This window comes from Acinetobacter sp. S4397-1 (genome assembly GCF_024129285.1).
Lineage (GTDB): Bacteria > Pseudomonadota > Gammaproteobacteria > Pseudomonadales > Moraxellaceae > Acinetobacter > Acinetobacter lwoffii_C.
The window spans coordinates 1-21,293 of sequence record NZ_JAMXXZ010000002.1 but is presented as its reverse complement, the minus strand read 5'-3'; the positions used below and the strand labels follow the sequence as shown (position 1 = coordinate 21,293).

Annotated in this window: 19 protein-coding genes; 7 read left to right on the top strand and 12 right to left on the bottom strand. The window is 42.0% G+C overall.

All coding sequences use genetic code 11. The features are described from left to right. Positions 1 to 33: 33 nt before the first annotated feature. Entirely contained in the window at positions 34 to 165 is a 132-nt protein-coding gene (locus tag NI467_RS14735) for a hypothetical protein (protein WP_258169994.1), read from the bottom strand. Between the two features lie 180 nt (positions 166 to 345). Here NI467_RS14735 and ahpC point away from each other — a divergent pair, with 180 nt between their 5' ends. The 6 genes from ahpC to NI467_RS01395 all read left to right on the top strand — a co-directional run bounded on the left by ahpC (position 346) and on the right by NI467_RS01395 (position 6,487). Then, the gene (gene ahpC / locus NI467_RS01420) at positions 346 to 909 is read left to right on the top strand and encodes an alkyl hydroperoxide reductase subunit C (protein ID WP_005097370.1); all 564 of its coding nucleotides are present in this window, start codon (positions 346 to 348) and stop codon (positions 907 to 909) included. 1,044 nt (positions 910 to 1,953) lie between these two features. Next, a complete protein-coding gene (locus NI467_RS01415; protein ID WP_253150544.1) occupies positions 1,954 to 2,439 on the top strand; it encodes an NUDIX hydrolase in 486 nt (161 codons plus the stop codon). Positions 2,440 to 2,443: 4 nt separating this feature from the next. Then, positions 2,444 to 3,580 carry a tRNA 2-thiouridine(34) synthase MnmA gene (mnmA, locus tag NI467_RS01410; protein ID WP_253150542.1) on the top strand — a complete coding sequence of 379 codons (1,137 nt, stop codon included), beginning with the start codon at positions 2,444 to 2,446 and terminating at the stop codon, positions 3,578 to 3,580. Positions 3,581 to 3,593: 13 nt separating this feature from the next. After that, positions 3,594 to 4,325 (top strand): high frequency lysogenization protein HflD, encoded by a 732-nt coding sequence (hflD, locus tag NI467_RS01405; RefSeq protein WP_151203893.1) that lies wholly within the window; start codon positions 3,594 to 3,596, stop codon positions 4,323 to 4,325. A gap of 54 nt (positions 4,326 to 4,379) precedes the next feature. Further along, a complete protein-coding gene (gene purB / locus NI467_RS01400) occupies positions 4,380 to 5,768 on the top strand; it encodes an adenylosuccinate lyase (protein WP_253150540.1) in 1,389 nt (462 codons plus the stop codon). Between the two features lie 80 nt (positions 5,769 to 5,848). After that, positions 5,849 to 6,487 carry a DUF2238 domain-containing protein gene (locus NI467_RS01395; protein WP_253150532.1) on the top strand — a complete coding sequence of 213 codons (639 nt, stop codon included), beginning with the start codon at positions 5,849 to 5,851 and terminating at the stop codon, positions 6,485 to 6,487. Between the two features lie 57 nt (positions 6,488 to 6,544). Here the strand turns inward: NI467_RS01395 and NI467_RS01390 are convergent, their stop codons facing one another. The 8 genes from NI467_RS01390 to NI467_RS01355 all read right to left on the bottom strand — a co-directional run bounded on the left by NI467_RS01390 (position 6,545) and on the right by NI467_RS01355 (position 18,489). Further along, on the bottom strand, positions 6,545 to 8,761 hold the full coding sequence (locus NI467_RS01390) for an Ig-like domain-containing protein (RefSeq protein WP_253150530.1): 2,217 nt from the start codon (positions 8,759 to 8,761) through the stop codon (positions 6,545 to 6,547). Positions 8,762 to 8,971: 210 nt separating this feature from the next. Beyond that, a complete protein-coding gene (gene sohB / locus NI467_RS01385) occupies positions 8,972 to 9,934 on the bottom strand; it encodes a protease SohB (RefSeq protein WP_151206077.1) in 963 nt (320 codons plus the stop codon). Positions 9,935 to 10,362: 428 nt separating this feature from the next. Next, positions 10,363 to 11,283 (bottom strand): phosphate ABC transporter ATP-binding protein PstB, encoded by a 921-nt coding sequence (gene pstB / locus NI467_RS01380; protein WP_151203899.1) that lies wholly within the window; start codon positions 11,281 to 11,283, stop codon positions 10,363 to 10,365. A gap of 14 nt (positions 11,284 to 11,297) precedes the next feature. Further along, complete coding sequence (gene pstA / locus NI467_RS01375) at positions 11,298 to 12,689, bottom strand: phosphate ABC transporter permease PstA (protein WP_253150528.1); 1,392 nt, start codon at positions 12,687 to 12,689, stop codon at positions 11,298 to 11,300. Beyond that, on the bottom strand, positions 12,689 to 14,068 hold the full coding sequence (gene pstC, locus NI467_RS01370; protein ID WP_151203901.1) for a phosphate ABC transporter permease subunit PstC: 1,380 nt from the start codon (positions 14,066 to 14,068) through the stop codon (positions 12,689 to 12,691). The genes pstA and pstC overlap by 1 nt, the downstream gene beginning before the upstream one ends. 105 nt (positions 14,069 to 14,173) lie before the next feature. Next, positions 14,174 to 15,202, bottom strand: a complete 1,029-nt coding sequence (locus NI467_RS01365) for a substrate-binding domain-containing protein (protein ID WP_151203902.1) — start codon at positions 15,200 to 15,202, stop codon at positions 14,174 to 14,176. Between the two features lie 377 nt (positions 15,203 to 15,579). Further along, complete coding sequence (locus tag NI467_RS01360; protein ID WP_253150526.1) at positions 15,580 to 17,112, bottom strand: aspartate aminotransferase family protein; 1,533 nt, start codon at positions 17,110 to 17,112, stop codon at positions 15,580 to 15,582. Positions 17,113 to 17,115: 3 nt separating this feature from the next. Continuing rightward, a complete protein-coding gene (locus NI467_RS01355; protein WP_174659989.1) occupies positions 17,116 to 18,489 on the bottom strand; it encodes a diaminobutyrate--2-oxoglutarate transaminase in 1,374 nt (457 codons plus the stop codon). Positions 18,490 to 18,965: 476 nt separating this feature from the next. Between NI467_RS01355 and NI467_RS01350 the strand changes: the two genes are divergently transcribed. Beyond that, positions 18,966 to 19,670 carry an SIMPL domain-containing protein gene (locus NI467_RS01350; protein WP_151205675.1) on the top strand — a complete coding sequence of 235 codons (705 nt, stop codon included), beginning with the start codon at positions 18,966 to 18,968 and terminating at the stop codon, positions 19,668 to 19,670. 591 nt (positions 19,671 to 20,261) lie between these two features. Here NI467_RS01350 and NI467_RS01345 read toward each other — a convergent pair. The 3 genes from NI467_RS01345 to NI467_RS01335 form a co-directional block, all read right to left on the bottom strand. Beyond that, on the bottom strand, positions 20,262 to 20,633 hold the full coding sequence (locus tag NI467_RS01345) for a hypothetical protein (protein WP_253150525.1): 372 nt from the start codon (positions 20,631 to 20,633) through the stop codon (positions 20,262 to 20,264). A gap of 13 nt (positions 20,634 to 20,646) precedes the next feature. Further along, complete coding sequence (locus tag NI467_RS01340) at positions 20,647 to 20,982, bottom strand: hypothetical protein (protein WP_253150523.1); 336 nt, start codon at positions 20,980 to 20,982, stop codon at positions 20,647 to 20,649. Further along, a partial coding sequence (locus tag NI467_RS01335) for a transposase family protein (RefSeq protein ID WP_253150521.1) occupies positions 20,979 to 21,293 on the bottom strand: 315 nt, incomplete at its 5' end. The genes NI467_RS01335 and NI467_RS01340, both read right to left, overlap by 4 nt.

Here is a 21,293-nt window from a genome sequence, read left to right as displayed (position 1 = left end):
ACACCTAATATAAAAAGACAATAAACTGCTATTTTACGCTGTATTGCCAGTCAGCGGAAGCTTGGGGTTTTTGAATATTTTTATAATTTCCTCAACTTGACCCTTGAATTTTAGGGCCTCAACCTTCATCTTCTTAGGCAGGCTGAAGAACTGCTCTTTTGTCATTCAGTTATCATCTTTAGGTGATTGAATAGATCAAAAAATCAGATTTGGTGGAATTGTAAACTTTATATTAGTTAATTCGGTTTTTCCGATCTTAATAATGTAAAAATACTGTTTCAGCAATAACAAAAAATCCGTTATCCTTTTAGAAATTAAATACAAACCTCAATCATGGAGACAATGATGAGCTTAATTAATACTGAAGTTAAACCATTTAAAGCAACTGCATTCCAAAATGGTCAATTTATCGAAGTAACTGAAGCTGACCTGAAAGGAAAATGGTCTGTTGTATTCTTCTATCCAGCTGACTTCACTTTTGTTTGCCCAACCGAACTAGGTGACCTTGCTGATAACTATGCTGAATTCCAGAAGTTAGGCGTTGAAATTTATTCAGTTTCTACTGACACTCACTTCACGCACAAAGCTTGGCATGATTCTTCAGAAGAAATCAAAAAAATCCAATACGTCATGGTTGGTGATGCGAACTGGACTCTTGCTAAAAACTTCGACGTATTAATCGAAGCTGACGGTCTTGCTGACCGTGGTACTTTCGTGATTGATCCAGAAGGTAAAATCCAGATCGTTGAAATCAATGCGGGTGGTATCGGTCGTGATGCTCAAGAACTTCTTCGTAAAGTTAAAGCAGCTCAATATGTACACGCTCACCCAGGCGAAGTTTGCCCAGCTAAATGGAAAGAAGGCGATGCAACTCTTGCTCCTTCAATCGACCTAGTTGGTAAAATCTAATTTGTATTAGATTAAACTGATTAAAAAAACCACGCTTTTTGCGTGGTTTTTTTATTTAAAAATAAAAATTTTACTTTATCCGGTTAGCCATGATGTAAAAGTGGCAAGCCATAATTGAGAACCTCTTTAAACTTACTGCATATGAAAATTTTTAAATCATCGTTCAAAGGCTCGAAACATCAACTTTTCAAATATCCAGCTGCTTATATTCCTTCCTCCCTGCCAGAGCAATAAACAGGAATAGCACTAGCGCAGATAATGGCAACTATTGAATTGAACGGTTGGGAAATAATAAAAGCATCGGGAAAATCGCAATCATAAAACCCATGAATGCCGCGATCAGTTTTTTATTTATATTTTCTTCTCATTAAACTCTAAAAGTATTAAAAATATGAGGGTTTCTACACATTGATTCAGTAGCGTCGATGTGAGATCAAAATCCTTCAGACAAGAAAAACCCCAGCATCCTGCTGGGGTTTTTCATATTGGTTGTTCGGTATAACTCCTGTCTTACCTTACTCTTTTTATGCCTATCTCTTGTTATTCTCTGGAATATCCTATTCCTGATAGCTCATCATAGAAAAACTTTAGTCTTCCAGATAGCCGTCAAAGGCCAAGTTTGATATGAGTCAAAACCTACAAAACAGTCCCAATTCATCGACTAGTAATAAGAAATTCAGATCTAAGAATCTGAATCACCAGATAAAAAACCAAGATTAAGTGTTTTTAGGCGTTTTAATGATTGAATATTAGAAATCAGTTTAAAAATAGATGAATTGTTAAAGTATCTATTTTTAATGCTTTATAGCTTAAGCCTTCCCTTCCCACCCCAAAAAAATAGATAAATAATCATCTTTTCATTATATTCAATGAAAGCCCCCCCTGCTCTTTGTGAAGCGTAGTTATAGTGATAATAAAGAACGATCTAGTAAAAAAAGAGAATTAAGCTCATGACATACTCAAGCACCAAAGAAAAACTCATCGCACATAGCCACGTCTTGCTAAATTTTGTAGAATAGGGCTTTTCCTGCCATGGTGCGTTTTATGACTGCTTGGACTGCTCACGTTACTGTCGCGACTGTCGTTGAAAAAGATGGAAAATTTCTGTTTGTCGAAGAGCATACAGAAGCGGTTAGCCATACTGTATTCAATCAGCCTGCCGGTTATGTGGAAGCAGGTGAAACCATTGTCGAAGCAGCCATTCGTGAAACTCAGGAAGAAACCGGCTATCAAGTTCAGATCACCGATCTGATCGGTATCTATACTTATACTCCGCCCATGTTTCCAGATCGGACCTACTACCGTTTCTGCTTGAAGGCCGAAACGATAAGTTATGATGGACAGGCTAAACTTGATACCGGTATTGTCCGTGCAGTCTGGATGACGCCAGATGAACTGATTGAAACAGCCCGTGCCCGTAGTCCCTTAGTACTAAAAGCGGTGCAAGATGCTCAGGCAGGAAAACGCTATCCTTTATCGCTCATTTACGAGCACCAAAATTCTCCCTTAATTTCAAATTTGGATGCCTAATCCCATGCAACAACGTGTCATCGTCGGTATGTCTGGTGGTGTAGACTCTTCTGTTTCTGCCGCATTACTTCTTCAACAAGGTTATCAGGTTGAAGGTCTTTTCATGAAAAATTGGGAAGAAGATGACGGCACGGAATATTGTACAGCCATGGAGGATCTGGCAGATGCACAAGCCGTTTGTGACAAAATCGGCATCAAGCTGCACACTGCCAACTTCGCCATGGAATACTGGGACCGCGTATTTGAACATTTTCTGGCGGAATATGCTGCGGGCCGTACCCCTAATCCGGATATTCTGTGCAATAAAGAAATTAAATTCCGTGCCTTTTTAGATCATGCGGTGAATTTAGGCGCAGACTTTATTGCAACCGGCCATTATTGCCGCCGTGGTGAAACCATGACCAATTCTAAAGGTGATCAGTATGCGCCTTTATTACGCGGTGTAGACAACAACAAAGACCAGACTTATTTCCTGCATGCTGTGCATGGTCGTGAAATCAACAAGACCTTATTCCCGGTAGGTGAAATTGAAAAGCCGGAAGTCCGTAAAATTGCGGAAGAACTGGGTCTTGCAACAGCCAAGAAAAAAGATTCAACCGGCATCTGCTTTATTGGTGAGCGTCGTTTTAATGACTTCTTGAAGCAGTATTTGCCAGCTCAACCTGGAAAAATCGTCCTTGAGGATGGCAAAGAGGTTGGTGATCACCACGGCTTAATGTACTATACGCTCGGTCAACGCGGCGGGATCGGTATTGGCGGTATGAAGGGTGCAGAAGAAGGTGCCTGGTTTGTACTGCATAAAGATATTGAAAACAACCGTCTGGTGATTGGTCAGGGTCATGAACATCCACTCATGCACAGCACCATGCTGTGGAGTGAAGCCATTGAATGGGTTGCAGGTGAACAGGACATTCCTGAATCGGGTTTCCGCTGTACGGCAAAAACCCGCTACCGTCAGCCTGACCAAGCCTGTACTATTTATAAAAACCCGAATACACCAAATGGTGTACGCGTTGAATTTGATGAATCGCAGCGTGCAGTGACACCAGGTCAAAGTGTTGTGTTTTATTCAGGTGAAGTATGTTTAGGGGGCGGTGTGATTCACCACACCAATGCTCCTAAACCGGATTTTATTGCATAAGGATGGTCTCGGCATGGCAGAGTTACCGTTTCAACAGCCTCAAACTCTGAATATTCGCCAAAATCGTGTGTTGGCGTTGGCGGCAGTTTTTCAGGCCACCCAGCTGACGCATATGACAGCGATGACGGGCCAGCAGAGTATTGGTGAAAGCGGTAACTTTTATTTTGAACAGTTGATTAAAGCCAGTTTAAATATTCGTCCCAGTGGTCAATCCAATACCCAAACCCTGGACTTCTTTAATCAGCTGGCCGATATTTCCCTCGGCTTAAAGGCTTTAGAAAGTAGTATTACCCAGCCCTTTAATACCTCGCCGAAATCCAGATTACCTAAACTTTCCAATACCAAACTTCCCATGTCCTATGCCATGGCGCTATTACAATTAGAAAAAAAAGTGTATAGCAATCCCAAGTTTGTTGAAATTATTGAGCAATCTCAACAGAAAATTTTAAGACAGCTCTCTTTCTTTGATAATAATTATATGCATCCCAGCATTATTGCCAATCTTGCCCAAACCTATGTAGAGACTGCCGGACAGATTAATCCGCGCATCATGGTACGAGGCAATGCTCAGGCTTTCAAAGATTCAGGCCATACCAACCGTATTCGTGCATCCCTGTTTACCGGCTTGCAAATGGCGCATTTGTGGCGCCAGCTCGGCGGCAGCTCATGGGGCATGGTCTTTGGTAAACGCAAGTTACTTCAAGATATTCAAAATCTGGCACGTCTTCAGTTTCAGGTGACTTAACCGAGCTGATGCGCTTTTCATTTTTCGTTTAATTCCAAGATCTAAGGAATCAATATGAACGCTTTAACTGCACTTTCTCCACTAGATGGACGCTATGCGAGCAAATGTGATGCTCTCCGTCCTTTTCTTTCTGAGTTTGGTTTAATCCATGCTCGTGTAACTGTTGAAGTGCGTTGGTTACAAGCGCTTGCAAACCATCCTGAAATTACTGAAGTTCCAGCTTTTTCAGCTGAAACAAATGCTGCACTGGATGCTATTGTTAGCAACTTCTCTGAAGAGAATGCCAACCGTATTAAAGAAATTGAACGTACCACAAACCATGACGTAAAAGCGGTTGAGTACTTTTTAAAAGAACAGATTGCCCATATTGATGAACTGAAAAATGCTGGTGAGTTCATTCACTTTGCCTGTACTTCTGAAGACATTAATAACCTGTCTCATGCGCTCATGTTGAAAAATGGTCGTGAAGTGCTGATCAATGCCATGCAGCAAATCATTGATTCAATCGTTGCTTTGGCAGAACAGCATGCCGAACAACCAATGTTGTCACGTACCCATGGTCAAACTGCAAGCCCAACTACGCTGGGTAAAGAAATGGCGAACGTGGCTTACCGCCTTGCACGTCAAATCAAACAGTTCCAAAATGTTGAATTGCTAGGTAAAATTAACGGTGCAGTGGGTAACTACAATGCTCACCTTTCAGCTTATCCAGACATCAACTGGCCTGCTCACTCACAAGCATTTGTTGAGTCCTTAGGTTTAACCTTCAATCCGTACACCACGCAAATTGAGCCACATGATTACATGGCCGAGCTTTTTGATGCGCTACGTCGTTTCAATACGATCCTGATCGACTTTAACCGTGACGTTTGGGGCTATATCTCTCTCGGTTTCTTCAAGCAGCGCTTAAAAGAAGGCGAAGTGGGTTCTTCAACCATGCCGCACAAAGTTAACCCGATCGACTTTGAAAACTCTGAAGGTAATCTGGGTATTGCAAACGCTGTTCTTGCTCACCTGGGTGAAAAACTTCCGATTTCTCGCTGGCAACGTGACTTAACTGACTCAACTGTACTGCGTAACATGGGTGTGGGTTTTGCACAAAGCTTAATTGCTTTTGAAGCTTGCTCTAAAGGAATTGGTAAACTTGAATTGAATGCTGACCGTATTCTTGAAGACTTAGACAATGCTCAAGAAGTTCTGGCTGAACCGATTCAAACTGTAATGCGTCGTTACAATGTTGAAAAACCATACGAAAAATTAAAAGCTCTTACTCGTGGTCAAGCCATGACTCGCGACATGATGGTGGATTTTGTAAATGGTAACGAATTAGAAGCTGTACCTGCTGCTGACCGTGCCCGTTTAGCTGAAATGACGCCAGCAACTTATACGGGTAATGCAGCAGCTCAAGCAAAACAAGTAAAAGAACTGATTTCTAAAATCTAAACTAAGTTAGATTAAAAAAACGAAGCCTCGGCTTCGTTTTTTTATTATAATTCCATCAATACATCACTGAAAATAATAAGATGATTGAATATCAACTTAGCTTAAAACACTGGCTGAGCTTAGGTTTCTTCGCCATTGCGCTTGTGCTTGCGAGTATTCAACCGCTCGAATTATTTGCTTATATGCTCCATCAGGCCGGTACAGTTTTGATGCTGATTGTCCTGCTGGTAAGCTTCAAAAAAATTGGACTCAGTTTCTCCTGTTTTATTTTTTATCTGCTTTTTTTATTGATTCATATTATCGGGGCGCACTATCTTTATTCTTTTGTTCCCTATAATGACTGGATTCAACAGCTATTGCATTTGGATTTAAATCAATTCATGGGCTGGTCACGTAATATGTATGATCGTCTGGTTCATATTGCCTACGGTCTATTGCTCTACCCTTTTTTCTATCGCCTGTTTCAAGTCTGGCTTCCTACACTGAAACCCAAGGTGATTTTTCTGCTGGTAATTCAATTTGTTATTGCTAGCAGTCTATTGTATGAATGGCTGGAATGGTGGATTGCCGTCAGTTTATCTCCTGAAGAAGCGGAAAATTATAATGGGCAACAGGGTGATATCTGGGATGCGCACAAAGATATGTTACTGGCAACCATTGGCGCCATCATTACCGGCCTAATTCAACTATTACACGGCAATAAAAAAGCACTCGATTGAATGCTTTTAATTCTCAATAATTTATTTAGCGGTGTGATTCATAGAGATCGTTTCACTTTAGACAAAAGCCCAGCTTGGGTGTTGTAACTCGTCTAGATCCATCCTCACATGGGTTAAATCAGCCATCTGCACAGATTGCAAAACTGCCATCGGCTCAGTTGATTTCTCTGCTAATGCTCTCTCTGCTGCGGAGTCATCCATCACCACTTTATCTAAATTCAGTGACTCTAAATCAATTTCGGTTTGATTAAACGAAATCTCATCATCGCGACTTAGCAGTGAATGAATATCGAACTCTTGCTCTTCAACAGCATTTATCTCGGTTTGGGCAGAATCATTCAGTAGTAACTCTAAAGCCACAAGCTGTGAAGCTGCACTGGTCAATTCCTCATTAACACCTGTAGTATCCGCCAATAGCGTTTCCGGGTCTGCAGCTTCTACAGTAAATTCAAATGCAGCACTTTTATCGCTGATGTTTCCTGCAAGATCGGTTTGACTGAATGAATAGCTATATTTCCCAGGGTCCAAGTCAAGTTCAGGTGTATAGTTCCATTTACGGTCCGCCCCCACTTCAACAGTGGCAATCGCTACGCCATTTTGATAAATGGTAATCGTTGCATATTTCTCACCTGTTCCTTCAAAAACAGGAGTACCATCTTGAGTGCTGCCACCGGATTTAATGGAAACTTCACTCTCACCCGTATCATCATATACTTTAGATAAAAATGGTGCAGAGGGTGCTTCAGTATCTTTGCTGCCTCTTATATCGATCGGATCAGATTGATTACCCGCTGCATCGATAGCATATACTTTGGCAAGCTCGCCATCTGTCAATGCAGGTGAGAGTTTAATTGTATAGTTTCCATCATCATCCACTGTACCAAAGCCCAACAAACTATTACCTTTTCGAATTTCAATTCTTGAACCTGGCTCTGCTTGACCGGTTATTTCAGTACCTTGTTCATTTAACGTTACACTAGGTGCATCGGGTGCAATATTATCTTGACCTGCAGTAATATCCATCGGTTTGGAGGTATTGCCCGCTGCATCTTTAACCGTAATACTGGCTGTTTCTCCTTCTGCCAATGCCGGGTTTAATATGATTTCAAAATCGCCCTGATCATTGGCTTGGCCCCTGCCAATCAGGTTGCCATTGCTATCTTTAATTTCAATTGTTGAATTTGCTTCGGCCTGCCCTTTAAGCGAGCTGCCATCTTCTTTGACTTCAAATTTAGGCTGATCAGGTGCTAATGTATCTTGGCCAATTTCAACACTACTCTCTTCTGAACGATTCCCTGCTTCATCTTCAACAACCACTTTTGCAGTTTCTCCGGGCTTGAGTGCAGGCTTGACAGACAGGCTAAAACTCCCGTCTGGCGCAACAGTCACTGGTCCAAGTTCTCCATCTGCTGTATATAAATAGACCTTTGTACCTGCTTCTGCATAACCGAATACCATACTCCCATCATCATTCACTTGAGCATTGGCCGCATCAGGCGCAATGGTATCTTTGTTTCCTGTCACTTCTTTTCCGTCTGACTCCTTCCCGGCCGGATTTTTTGCAAATACGTTAACCTTTTCTCCATCTGTGACTGGGCGATCTAGAGTGATTTCATAATTACCATCACTATCTGCCTGTGCTTGACCCAGAATTTCCCCGTTGGCATCTTTCACGTAAACGGTTGAACCAGCTTCTGCCTGTCCTGTAATGACTTTTCCGTCTTCATCTAACTTAGCTGTTGGTTTAATGGGCGGAATTCGGTCGATATTTTTATCTTTGCTATCCCCATCATCTTTAAATGCCACCAAATATGCTGCCTCAGCTGCAAGAACGGCCAGACCTGCCTTTAATAGCGAAGGAGAGTCATCTTCCTCTGGAGGAGTTGTTGGATTGGCAGTAGCGGTTTGCATTTGCGTATTGCTATCAGGCGCTACTGTTTCTGAGCGGACATTTTGCAGCTTTTCATTGACAGGCGTGTAATCAATAAATTCACCATGAATATCAAACTCGGCCTGTTCATATTCGCTGAGTGTCCCATTAAATAATAAAATATTATTTTCACCAATATCATCTATAAAGAAGTTTTCAATGACAATGACCTGACCATTTTTCAAGGTAATAATACAATTATTTTCAGCACGTGTGAGTGAGGCAATATCCTCTTTATGCATGGCAACTTTTACATAGGAGGGCTGTATTAAATTGACCTTTGCAGTCTGTGAATTATGTAATACAGTGTGGCTAGATTTTGCAATCACAATGATTCTAGTCATTTTTCCCTCGGTATTTTAAAGCTTTTTTAAGTTTTCTGAATAATAAACAAGTATTCAGACAGCACCGATTAAAATAGCAAAATTACCATTAAGGAACAATTAAAAGTGTGATTAATCTATTATTTCATAGGCAGCTTATTCAATATAAATCCAAGATATAAAAAAGGTCAGTAATGACTGACCTTTTTTATGAACCTAAGCTGAGTAATATTAAAATTTAGGATCACGCATTTGTACTACATTAGAATTTGCCTTAAGCAAAGCTTCCATTACCTTGTGCATGACAGCAGGAACCAAACCATCTGCCATTTGTGCAGCCTGTAAACCAAGCTTTTCCCCCAAAGTCGGTTTACGACGCGTTTCAATCACATAGATATCATGTTGTGCCAATAAACCCAGCAAGTATTCATCTGAAGTTTGCAGTTTATTGACCAGATTCAGATCCAGCGCATCTTTTCCATACCAGTGCTCACCAGTCGCCACTTTCTCAACATTCAGTTGAGGACGGTACTTTTCAACAAAGTGTTTAAATAATTCGTGAGTTTGCTGTAACTCTTCTTCAAATTTGGCTTTACCTTCAGCAGTATTTTCACCAAACATGGTTACGGTGCGCTTGTACTGACCCGCAGTATACAATTCAAAATCAATTTTATTGTCTTTGAGCAAACGGTTGAAATTCGGTACCTGAGCCACTACACCGATTGAGCCTACAATGGCAAACGGCGCCGATAAGATTTCATTGGCGATACAGGCCATCATATAACCGCCACTGGCTGCGACTTTATCGACACACACCGTCAGATTAAAACCGGCATCTCGTAAACGCACCAATTGCGCAGCAGCCAACCCATAACCATGTACCATACCGCCCGGACTTTCCAGACGTACCACCACACGATCACGCCCTGCTTTTGCAGTGGCCAAAATCAGGGTAATTTCTTCACGTAAACTTTCTACTGCTGAAGCCGCAGTATCCCCTTTAAAGTCGAGTATATAAATTTTTTGATTGTTTTTTTTACGTATACGGGCTTCTTTTGACAATTGTTGAGTTAATTGCAAAAGCTCCAGTTTAGAAGCCGTAGTTTGCGCGATTTTTTTGCGTTGTTCATTAATTCGCGCGTTTAAATGGCTAATACGAATTTCTGCAGGCAATTTCGGCGTATGAAATAACATAAAAAATATATTCTCAATTTAATTCGGTTTATACCCTTAGATTAGGTCAATACGGGTATTTTTCAATAGTTATTTAAAGTCTGTTGACAATTCATCTATATTCGCGATCTGAGGGATATCTCGCAAGATTTTTAGCTGATATGAAGCATCAGACAAGAAATTCTGTCATTTTAAAGGTATGACTCATCACCAGATAACAGCAAAAACCAGTGACTTGTGTTCGGTTTAGGCACGAATATATGCCCCATTGCCTCGCACCCTGCAATATAGGGAATGCCAAATAAAGAGTGAAAGATTGCGATTTGGTTTTTAAGTTATCTTCTTCTAAAAATTGTAGAGAATGATGATGGTGAGGTCATTCTTTTAATTATCACAACAAAAAACAGAGCACGACAGCTCTGCTTTTCAATAGTTGAGATAAGCAAAGATTAACCAAAACGACCAGTAATGTACGCTTCAGTCAACTGATGATCCGGCTGGGTAAAGACTTTCTCAGTCGAATTGACTTCAATCAGATCACCTAAGTGGAAGTAAGCTGTACGGTCAGATACACGCGCAGCCTGTTGCATTGAGTGCGTCACAATCGCAATTGTATACTGGGTAGAGAGCTCGGAAATCAGCTCTTCGACTTTGGCCGTTGCAATCGGATCCAGCGCTGAACATGGCTCATCCATTAAAATCACTTCGGGTGACACTGCAATAGTACGTGCAATACATAAACGCTGTTGCTGACCACCAGATAGACCCGTACCCGGCTGATTCAGACGGTCTTTGACTTCATTCCACAAGCCTGCTTTATGCAAACTATTTTCTACAATTTCTTCCAGATCATATTTATCACGCGCCAGACCATGTAATTTAGGTCCATAAGCGACGTTATCAAAAATGGATTTTGGAAACGGGTTTGGCTTCTGGAATACCATCCCTACTTGTGCACGCAGCAGCACAACATCCAGATTCGGATCGTAGATATCCTGATTATCCAGCATGACCTTGCCCGTAACCCGACAGCTATCAATCGTGTCATTCATGCGGTTTAAGGTACGCAGAAATGTGGATTTACCACAGCCCGATGGACCAATAAAAGCAATGACTTCATTTTCATAAATGTTTAGATCAATGCCTTTAATGGCTTCAGCTTCACCATAGTACACATGCACATCCGAAGTGCTGAGTTTGACATTACTGTTCTTGGCTTGCTGTTTATTTTCCGCATGAGTATCGAACTGCGAAATAAAAGAAGTCGTTGGCTTTTGTGTACTAGAATCTGCGGTAAATTGCGTATGTTGTGGATTCACAGACGGATCCTTTTCTAAGGTATTCAAGGTTTCATTCATTACAATATTCATTATTTTGCCCCTTCTTACCAACGGACTTCAAACTTTTTACGTAACCAGATGGCCAGGCTGTTCAAGCTGATCATCATGGCCAGAAGGACAATAATGGCTGCTGCGGTACGACCTTCAAAGAAGTTACGCAGTTCATTACCCTGCCATAAAAAGATTTGTACAGGTAAGGCAGTTGATTGCTCAAATGGTGTCGCTGGCACACTGGCGACGAAGGCACTCATCCCGATCAATAAGAGTGGTGCGGTTTCACCCAGCGCCTGTGCAACCCCAATAATGGCACCGGTCAGAATCCCAGGCAGAGCCAGTGGCAATACATGATGGAATACAGTCTGGATACGTGAAGCACCTAAGCCCAACGCAGCCTGACGGATCGAAGGCGGGACTGCTTTTAAAGAGGCACGTGTGGTAATAATCACCGTAGGCAAGGTCATCAGACTTAATACCAGCCCCCCCACTAAAGGTGCGGACAGTGGCAAGTGCATCCAGCCGATAAAGATTGCCGCACCCAGTAAACCGAAAACAATCGAAGGAACTGCTGCCAAGTTGTTAATGTTGACTTCAACCACATCGGTAATCCAGTTCTTTGGCGCAAACTCTTCCAGATAAATCGCTGAAGCTACACCGATTGGAATCGAGATAAAGATCACGATCAGCATCATGAACAGGGAACCCATGAATGCCCCGGCCAGACCAGAGGTTGCAGGTGAACTGCGTGAATCCGGACTGACAAAGATATTGGTATTGAAGCTGTTTTCGATAACACCCGAAGCTTTCATGGCATCAGCCAGTTGACGGACTTCTGGACTGAGCTGCTGCTGTTCTGCCGGAAGATCACGGTCAATATTACCCGCCAACCAGACATCGACATTGGCATCTGCCAGAATTTTCACATTTTCAGTTTGTCCAACCAGACCTGGATTCATCAGCACCATGTCACGCAGACGATAAGCTTCTGAACTGGTATATAAAGAGCCGAGTTCATCCTGCTGGCCGTCCAGCTTGCTATCTTTGGCAATCATGCCATTTACAATCAGGGCATCCCAGTCGACCATACCCACCTGCATCTGCCAGTCAATCAGACGCTCTTCATATTGCGCCGGAGTTTCATTGGCAAGCTGTTTAGGTTTAGGGCCAATATTAACAATCGTCGGATCAAAATAAATCGGCAGATTCATGCTGCTTTGCCAGAAACCCGGCAAACCTTTGCTCAAGATACTTCCGAACAGCAATACTACGAAGAACAAGCCAGCCAATACTGCCGACAAGCCTAACAGGCGAAATGCTTTTTCTTTACGATGACGACCTGCCAAAGAGTTCCGAATGGTCTTCTTACGCTTTTCACGTAGCTCGGCAGCCACAGATGGATCAATACGCTGATCTAAAGGTGTTGTATTTGAAGTACTCATTAGTCGTATTGCTCACGATATTTACGCACGATATACAGTGCAATAATGTTCAAACCTAAGGTGATCACAAATAATGTCAAACCCAGTGCAAAGGCTACCAGCGCCTGTGGACTTGCGAAGTCAGTATCACCGGTTAACTGGTTGACGATAGTAATAGTGACTGTAGAGACTGCTTCTAATGGATTGGCATGTAACTGCGGACTGTTCCCTGCTGCAAGCACCACAATCATGGTCTCACCAATTGCACGTGATGCTGCCAACAGGAAAGCCCCGATAATCCCCGGTAAAGCTGCCGGCAAAACCACCTGACGGATGGTTTCAGACTTGGTCGCACCGAGCCCTAAAGACCCATCACGTAATGCACGCGGCACCTGAGTAATAATGTCATCAGATAAAGAAGAAACGAAAGGGATAATCATGATCCCCATAACCAGACCAGCGGTTAGGGCACTAGTGGCATTAATATCAATACCAACCATGGCTCCTATGGCCTTCAGGAAAGGCCCAATAATCATTAAGGCAAATACGCCATATACGATAGTAGGAATACCTGCCAATACTTCAATGGTTGGCTTGGCCCAAGAACGGAATTTAGGTGATGCATATTCAGCCAGATAGATCGCAATCATCAAACCGACAGGGACAGCAATCAGCAGTGCAATACCGCTGACCATCAGCGTACCCCAGAGCAGTGGCAACAGACCATAACTGCCTTCAGCATTCCCGGAGGTACTAAAACCAGGATTCCACTCTGTACCAAAGAAAAAATCGAACGGGCTGACGAAGCTAAAGAAGCGCATTGCTTCACCGAACATCGACATCACAATCCCAAGCGTGGTCAGAATCGCAACCCCTGAACAGAGTGCCAGACCAATATTAATAATTTTTTCAACTTGGTTACGAGCTCGGAATTCCTGACTGATGCGATTTTTCGCCCAGACCAGTCCAGCCAGCGCCGCAGAAATCACCACCGCCAGCTTGGCAAATGTACCGATGGTCACAAATTTGGCCAGCTGCTCTGCAGCTGCTATTTCATAAGCAGCCGGTGTATCACTGACTCCAAAACCGGAAGCGAGTGCCTGTACACGATCAACGACAACACCCAGACTTGCCGGATCAAGCTGAGCCGATACTTCTGGCGGCAGATGATTAATCACCACTTGTTCCAGGAAGCTTGGCTCGACAATATTCCAAACAATCAAAATTAAAAACGCAGGGATTCCACACCACAAAGCAACTAAGGCGCCATAATAACTTGGACGCGAATGTAAGTTCGCAGAATTGTTTCCCTTACCTGCTAGGTTCCGGCTTTTACTTAATCCGATTTGATAGGCTATGGCAATGATTGCCAGCAAGACACCTATGAGTAGCAGATTCATGTATTCTCCACTGTTTTTTCAATTTTCATGGTTTGAAAAAACTTAATCTATCGCAACACACCAATGGCAGGTCGTCCCTGCCATCAGCGCTTTGAGCATTATGTATTACTTTACAACCACCGCTTTGCCTGCTTTAAAGTTCGCAAGTACTGCTGCACGTTCTTTGTCTGACATTGAAATCAGGCCGGCTTTTTCCAGTTTTGAACCTTTACCTGATACTTTCTTGCTCAGGAAGTATTCGGTGAACTGTGGTAAACCTTTGATTGACTTCAGGTGTTCGCCTTTCACATAAAAGAACAATGGACGTGAAACCGGATAAGAACCATTCAGAATAGTTTTTTCAGAAGGTGCAACATTATTCACTGTGGCAACACGTAAACGGTCACGGTTCTGGTCATAGAAACCTAGACCAAATACACCAACTGCACTTGGAGAAGTTTTTAAGCGCGCCAATGTTTCAGTGTAGTCACCGGAAATTTCAATCACACGGCCATCTTTACGGAAGTTTGTACACGCTTTTTTCTTGGCCTCTTTATCTAAAGACTTAATTGCAGCGTACGATTCACAACCTGCATCCACCATTTTCTCCTGGAACACTTCGCGCGTACCATGGTTAGAAGCAGGAATCACCAAGGTGATCGGCTCATTTGGAAGTGCTTTATCAATCTGGTTCCAGCGTGTATAAGGGTTAGCAACCATTTTCCCCTGAGATGGCAACTGAGCCGCAAGCGCGGCATAAACATGTTGTGGACGTAATTTATAAGCTGCTTTATTGGCATTAGAAGCAAATACAATACCGTCATAACCAATTTTGATTTCTAATACCTGGTTGACGCCATTCTTTTTACATTCTGCCAGCTCAGAGCTTTTAATCTGGCGAGATGCGTTTGCGATATCAATCGTGTTATCACCCACACCCGCACAAAATTGCTTTAAGCCACCTGAAGAACCGCCCGAACCGACCACTGGAGTTTTAAATTGTGGAAAGGTATTTCCAAATTCTTCAGCAACAATACTTGCATATGGAAGAACAGTTGAAGAGCCAGCAATTTGAATAGTGTCACGTGCAGCATGTGCTGTAGTGACTGCCGCCCCAGTGAGTGCAATTGCTAAAGTAATATTTGTAAAGCGCATTCTGTATCTCTCTCATTTTTGCAATTTGGAGTACATTACTTTTGATTCAGTTTTGTACTTGTTTCGATACTTGCATTTTGATTTTAGAATATGACAGACAGGTTACAACTTTGTGACACTTTCATGATGTTTCGTTTTTAGCTTCTGTTTTTTATTACCCTCTGTGGTTTACAGCATGACTTAAGAGCGGTTTAGAATTATAAAAAGATTAATTTTATAATTATTAGCTTACTTGTTTTTTTATTTTTATGAAAAATAAAAATTTACTTATCGTCATATTAATTACTTCTTTAACCGACCTCCCTATGTGCGTGCTATTGAGGAAAAAGTATTAAAAAAGGAGATCTTTCGATCTCCTTTTTTAATTTTTCAATCAATTAAACAATGGGCGGTGTATAACTACCATCTGCAATTGAATCCTTGATGCGATCCGCTTCTGCCAGTACCAATGCCAGCAGATTTTGCACGTTCTCAAGTGTGGCTACCGGGCTTAAAGTGGTCATTTTCAATGACTGAACATTGCCGACCTTAGTCACCCCAATATTCGCTTCACCACGAGCAAACAGTTCATCTGCTACGTTCTGGTTCAGTGCATCCACAAACTCAGCTGGATAGCCTTCAGGCACTACACGGAACAGTACTGATGCAAATTGTGGCTCAACCAGAAGTTCCAGACCATCAGTCGCCTTGATGTAATCTGCAACGTCACGGGTCAGTTTCACCCCATGATCGATCATCGATCCATACAGCTCTTCGCCGAGTGCTTCTACGGTCATCCACAATTTCAACGCGTCAAAACGGCGCGTGGTTTGTAAAGACTTCGAGACCAGGTTTGGCACGCCATGTTCTTCATCATAAGCCGAGTTAAGATACTCCGCCTCATAATGCATGAAACGGTAGTTCGCTTCATCTTTGAGCAAGAATGCACCACATGAAATGGTTTGGAAATAATGCTTGTGGAAATCCAGTGTAATCGAATCAGATAACTCGATCCCATCCAGCATCGCACGATAGTCATTCGACAGAATCAGTGCCCCACCCCATGCCGCATCGATATGCATCCACGCGCCATATTTGTTGGTGATTTCACGAATCTGTTTGAGTGGGTCAATCGCGCCAGCATCTGTTGTACCTGCAGTTGCAACCACACAAGCTACGATCTTGCCTTCAGACTGAAGATGCGCCATGGTCTTTTCCAGAGCATCAACATCCATTTGTGCATTTTCGTTTACAGGAACAGTCACAACTGACTGGAAGCCCATGCCCATCATTGCCATGTTCTTTTGCACCGAAAAGTGTGCATTTTCAGAACAGATGACTTTGACATTGCGCATTGCGTCCGCAGGAATACCATCCCGCTGAACAGACCACGGCTGGCCGTTTTCATCTTTCCAGTTTTTCGCGATACACGCATCACGCGCAAGCAACACACCCATCAGGTTCGATTGCGTACCACCCGAAGTGAATACACCTGCCTGACCTGCACCATAGCCGACTTTTTGACGAAGCCAGTCAATCAACTGTACTTCCATCAAAGAACCCGCCGGGCTTTGATCCCAAGAGTCCATAGACTGGTTGGTAGCGTTAATCAGCACTTCCGCGATTTGGCTGGTCACCATGGTCGGACAGTGCAAATGTGCTAATGAATGTGGATGATGAACTTTCAAGCTTTTATTTAAGAAAAGCTCCACCATACGCTCAAGTGATTTTTGTACACCCAAACCTTCTTTAGAAGGATTGAAGGCAATGGCACTACGTAACTCTTTGATGCTACCGCCAGTATACATTTTGTCGTTTTGCAACCATGCTGCAACCGCTTTGGTCGCCTGGTCCATTGCTGACTGATAGTCAGCAATGGATGCAGCATCATTGCAGAGTAACGCTTTACGGTGTTCTGCAAAATCTACCATGAATTATGCGCCTCGAACTGCTACAAGAGCTTCAGTAACCGCTTTCTTGAAACGGGCAATCACTTCTACACACTCTTCTTGAGTGATAATTAACGGACAAAGTAAACGGATTACCGTACCGTTACGACCACCTTTTTCTAGCAACAGCTTATTATTGAAACATGCTGTCTGAATAGCGGCTGCCAATTGGCCGTCTGCAGGTAAAGAACCCATGTGGTCAGCAGATTGTCGCTCGTCCACAATTTCAATACCGATCATTAAGCCTCGGCCACGTACATTACCGATACACGGAAGTTCCTGCGCCAACTTTTTCAATTCAGCTTGCAGGAAATCACCGCGTTCTTGCGCATTTTGTGCTAAGTTTTGTTCTTTGATGGTCTTAATCACCGCAAGACCAGTCCCCATCGCCAGCTGGTTACCACGGAAAGTCCCCGTATGGCCAGCAGGCTGCCAAGCATCAAATTTACGTTTAATACCCAGTACTGCCAGTGGCAAGCTGCCACCTACTGCTTTAGACATAACAACAACGTCAGGCTCAATTCCTGCATATTCAAAAGCGAACATTTTGCCTGAACGGCCAAAGCCTGCCTGAACTTCATCAAGAATGAGTACGATATTGTGTTTTTCAGTCACTTCGCGGATTTTTTTCAGCCATTTTACCGGCGCAGTCACTACACCGCCTTCACCCTGAATGGCTTCAAGAATTACAGCAGCCGGTTTAGTCACACCACTTTCTACATCTTCAATGAAATTTTCGAAGTAGTAAGTCAATGCGTCAACGCCCGCTTCCCCGCCCAGACCAAGTGGGCAACGGTATTCATGCGGATATGGCATGAATTGAACGCCTGGCATTAAGCCATTGACCGCATTCTTCGCAGACAGGTTACCTGTCATTGCAAGCGAACCGTGAGTCATACCATGGTAACCACCAGAAAAGCTGATCACCGAGCTGCGACCGGTAAAGGTTTTGGCTAATTTAATCGCTGCTTCTGTACCATCTGCACCAGATGGACCACAGAACTGCAGGCAGTACTCTTCTTTACCGCCTGGCAGCTGTTCAAGCAGCGCCTCAGTAAAAGCATCTTTTAAAGGTGTTGTTAAATCCAAAGTATGCAATGGCAGACCGCTTGCAAGCGTATCCTGAATACTTTGAATGACCGCAGGATGATTATGGCCTAATGCCAATGTTCCTGCCCCAGCTAAACAATCGAGGTACTCTGTACCTTCGACATCGGTAACCCAGCAACCTAATGCTTTTGCTATCGCAAGCGGTAGTTTACGCGGATAGCTACGAACATTGGATTCCATCTGACTTTGGCGAGTCAAATAGTATTCGTTAGTAGAATTAGTGGCAGGGTTTACTGAAGAAACGCTCATATCGAATTACCATCTCTGATATGGGTTAATAGAAATAAGTCGGGTGACTTGCGGTCCTTTGACTCGGTGCTTTATAAATTCCAGTTTGATGGTTTACTCATACATCATAACTAGGAGGCGGATGATACAGTCTTTTACAGGAAAATAAACGACTTTCGCCACAATTTTGCTGATTTTTTATCGAAAAAAAATATCATGCCGATTTGTCATCTGAATTATCATCTTAACCTGTGACCACCGAAAGAAAAGCACGTTCTTTTATACTTTTTTGTAGCCTTTCAGCAATCTTTCTTGGTATTTTATAACTTTAGAGATAAGTCTATAATTTTTATGATATTTAATTTCAAGAATTGAGGTTAAATATAGAGCGATAATTTAACATTCTTACCACAAATATTTTGCAAAAAAACCATAGTCAGGATTTAATATTTTTATAACAGCCCAGATGGCTTCTTTAAGAAAAACAGGACCACAATATGCGTCTTTTAGCGTTATCCAGTATTATCCTTGCAGGCACTTTAGCAACCACGGCTTTTGCAGCTCCCAATGAGTCATTGAATTATAATGTAATTAATCTATCCGCAGATGCCAGACGTGATATTTCCAATGATGAAATGCATGCTGTTTTGTATCTTGAAAAATCCCATAAACAACCAGCCCAACTTGCTAGCCAGATTAATCAGCTGATGAATCAGGCGATGGTAACAGCACGCAAATATCCAACCGTTAAAATTGAGACTGGCGCCCAAAGCACTTATCCAATTTATGATAATGACAACCGTAAACTTAAAGAATGGCGTGGCCGTGCTCAAGTGCGTCTAGAGTCCACTGATTTTAAAGCCACTTCTCAGCTGATCGCAGAGTTGCAGCAAAACTTCCAGACCGAATCCATTAACTTCACCGTGTCGGATGCAAAACGCAAAAAGGTAGAAAATGAATTGATGGTCGAAGCCACCAAAAACTTTCAGCAGCGTGCCCAAGCCCTCACACAGGCCTGGAACAAGCCGGGTTATCAGCTGGTTAATTTAAATCTGAACACCAATAACTATACCCCGCAACCTATGCCACGTATAGCCATGATGAAGGCCGCTGCCCCAGCCGATGCCATTACAGAACAGCAGATGGCGGCAGGTGAATCACAACTGACAGTCAGTGCTAATGGTACTATTCAGCTGAAATAATTGAAATTCCCCTTATTTCAGGAAAGAGTTAGAGAAAGTTAAAATGCATAGCATATTAAAAACTATCTCAGCTTGGTCCTGCCAAAAAAGAAAATTTATTTCATAGAAAATCCCGCTCGAAAGCGGGATTTTTTGAATCTAGATTCTAAGTCTGTTTTAATAAATCGCCATATGATTGCGATCTACTTCAAATAACATTCAAAAACATTAAGCTAAAAATTAATCATAAGTTATTATTCTAAATATATTTTATTGAGTCTTACCTTCCTAACAATTACCATCAACAACACTCCAAAACCACTTAACAAGTAGTTAAGTTGGTAGTTAAATTTTTATAGATAAGATATATATGCTCACCGTAAAGCTAATTGAAGCTATTCAGCCTCTTGATGATAAAACTGTTAAAAATTTTAATAGTGAATTGCTATACCTCTTCACTTCCACAACCGGTCGTAAAGTTTGGAAAGTGATTTACACTTTAAGTCCACAGAATTTATGACATAAACAACAATGTCTTCCACAAGCTACTAAAGCATTTTTTTTTACTAGAGCACCAGATCCCATATTTAACTTTCACTCAATTCTATTTATTTAGTTGTCAAAATTAGCCCATACATCATGGATCATATGTTGATTATCCACTTCAAATAATAAGCATACCAGCAACCGGTACTTATCAATTTTTAAAGCCTCTTCAATGGCTTCTTCGACCGAATCAAAAATCTGAGCTAAGTCCGGAATTTTCACATAAATTCGATTAATAGCTACATCGTTTTCTTCAATTTTCCCAACAAACTCATCTTGATCGTAAAGGTGAATTACATATCCCAAGAATTCCGCATTATCCGGAAGCTCTAGACGGCGCTTTGCTTCTTCAACCTTAATACGTTCACCATCGACTTTTTGTTGCTGTGCTTGTGCTATACGCTCTTGCAGTGAGCCTCTTTGTTTTGCTTGCCCCATTTTCTATTCCTCGTTAAGTAATATTTTCTTTTAATTCTTCATCTTTGGGATTTTTATAAAACCAATAAAATTGCTTAATAAATACAAACTCATCATCGAGATTAGCATGCTGTTCAGGGTAATCAACTGACAAAAGTTTCTCGACACCAAAAGTCGATTCGATAAAATCTATTAATACCTGCTCATCAATCTGCTCAATAATCCATTTATATTGATCATATTTAAGGTCACTTCTATGGGGTACTTTACGGTTACCACCTTCTGCTATCCCTAAATATGAACATATAATTAAAATTATATTTTCAGGATTATTAGGTAATTCTTTTACTAGATTTCTTTCATAAGTCATTTTTTACTCAGCTCCAAGTTATAAATTCCAGCAATTAGATTGAATCTCAAACCGAGTCTTTTAGCTCTATTGCGATAACGTTCCGCAAGGATCTTGAAAGTTTTCAAACTGCCAAATACATGCTCAATCCCAATTCTTCTTTTATTGATTTGCTGATTATAGGTTTTTAGTTCAGGATCCAGTTTACAACGCTTCTTTGCTTTTAATGGCAACAAGCTACTTGGATACACTGTATAAATTCCCTGATAACCCTTATCTGCAAGGATAAATGCACCTGCAGGAATCTGATTCAAGTTACGTTTGAAGAGTTC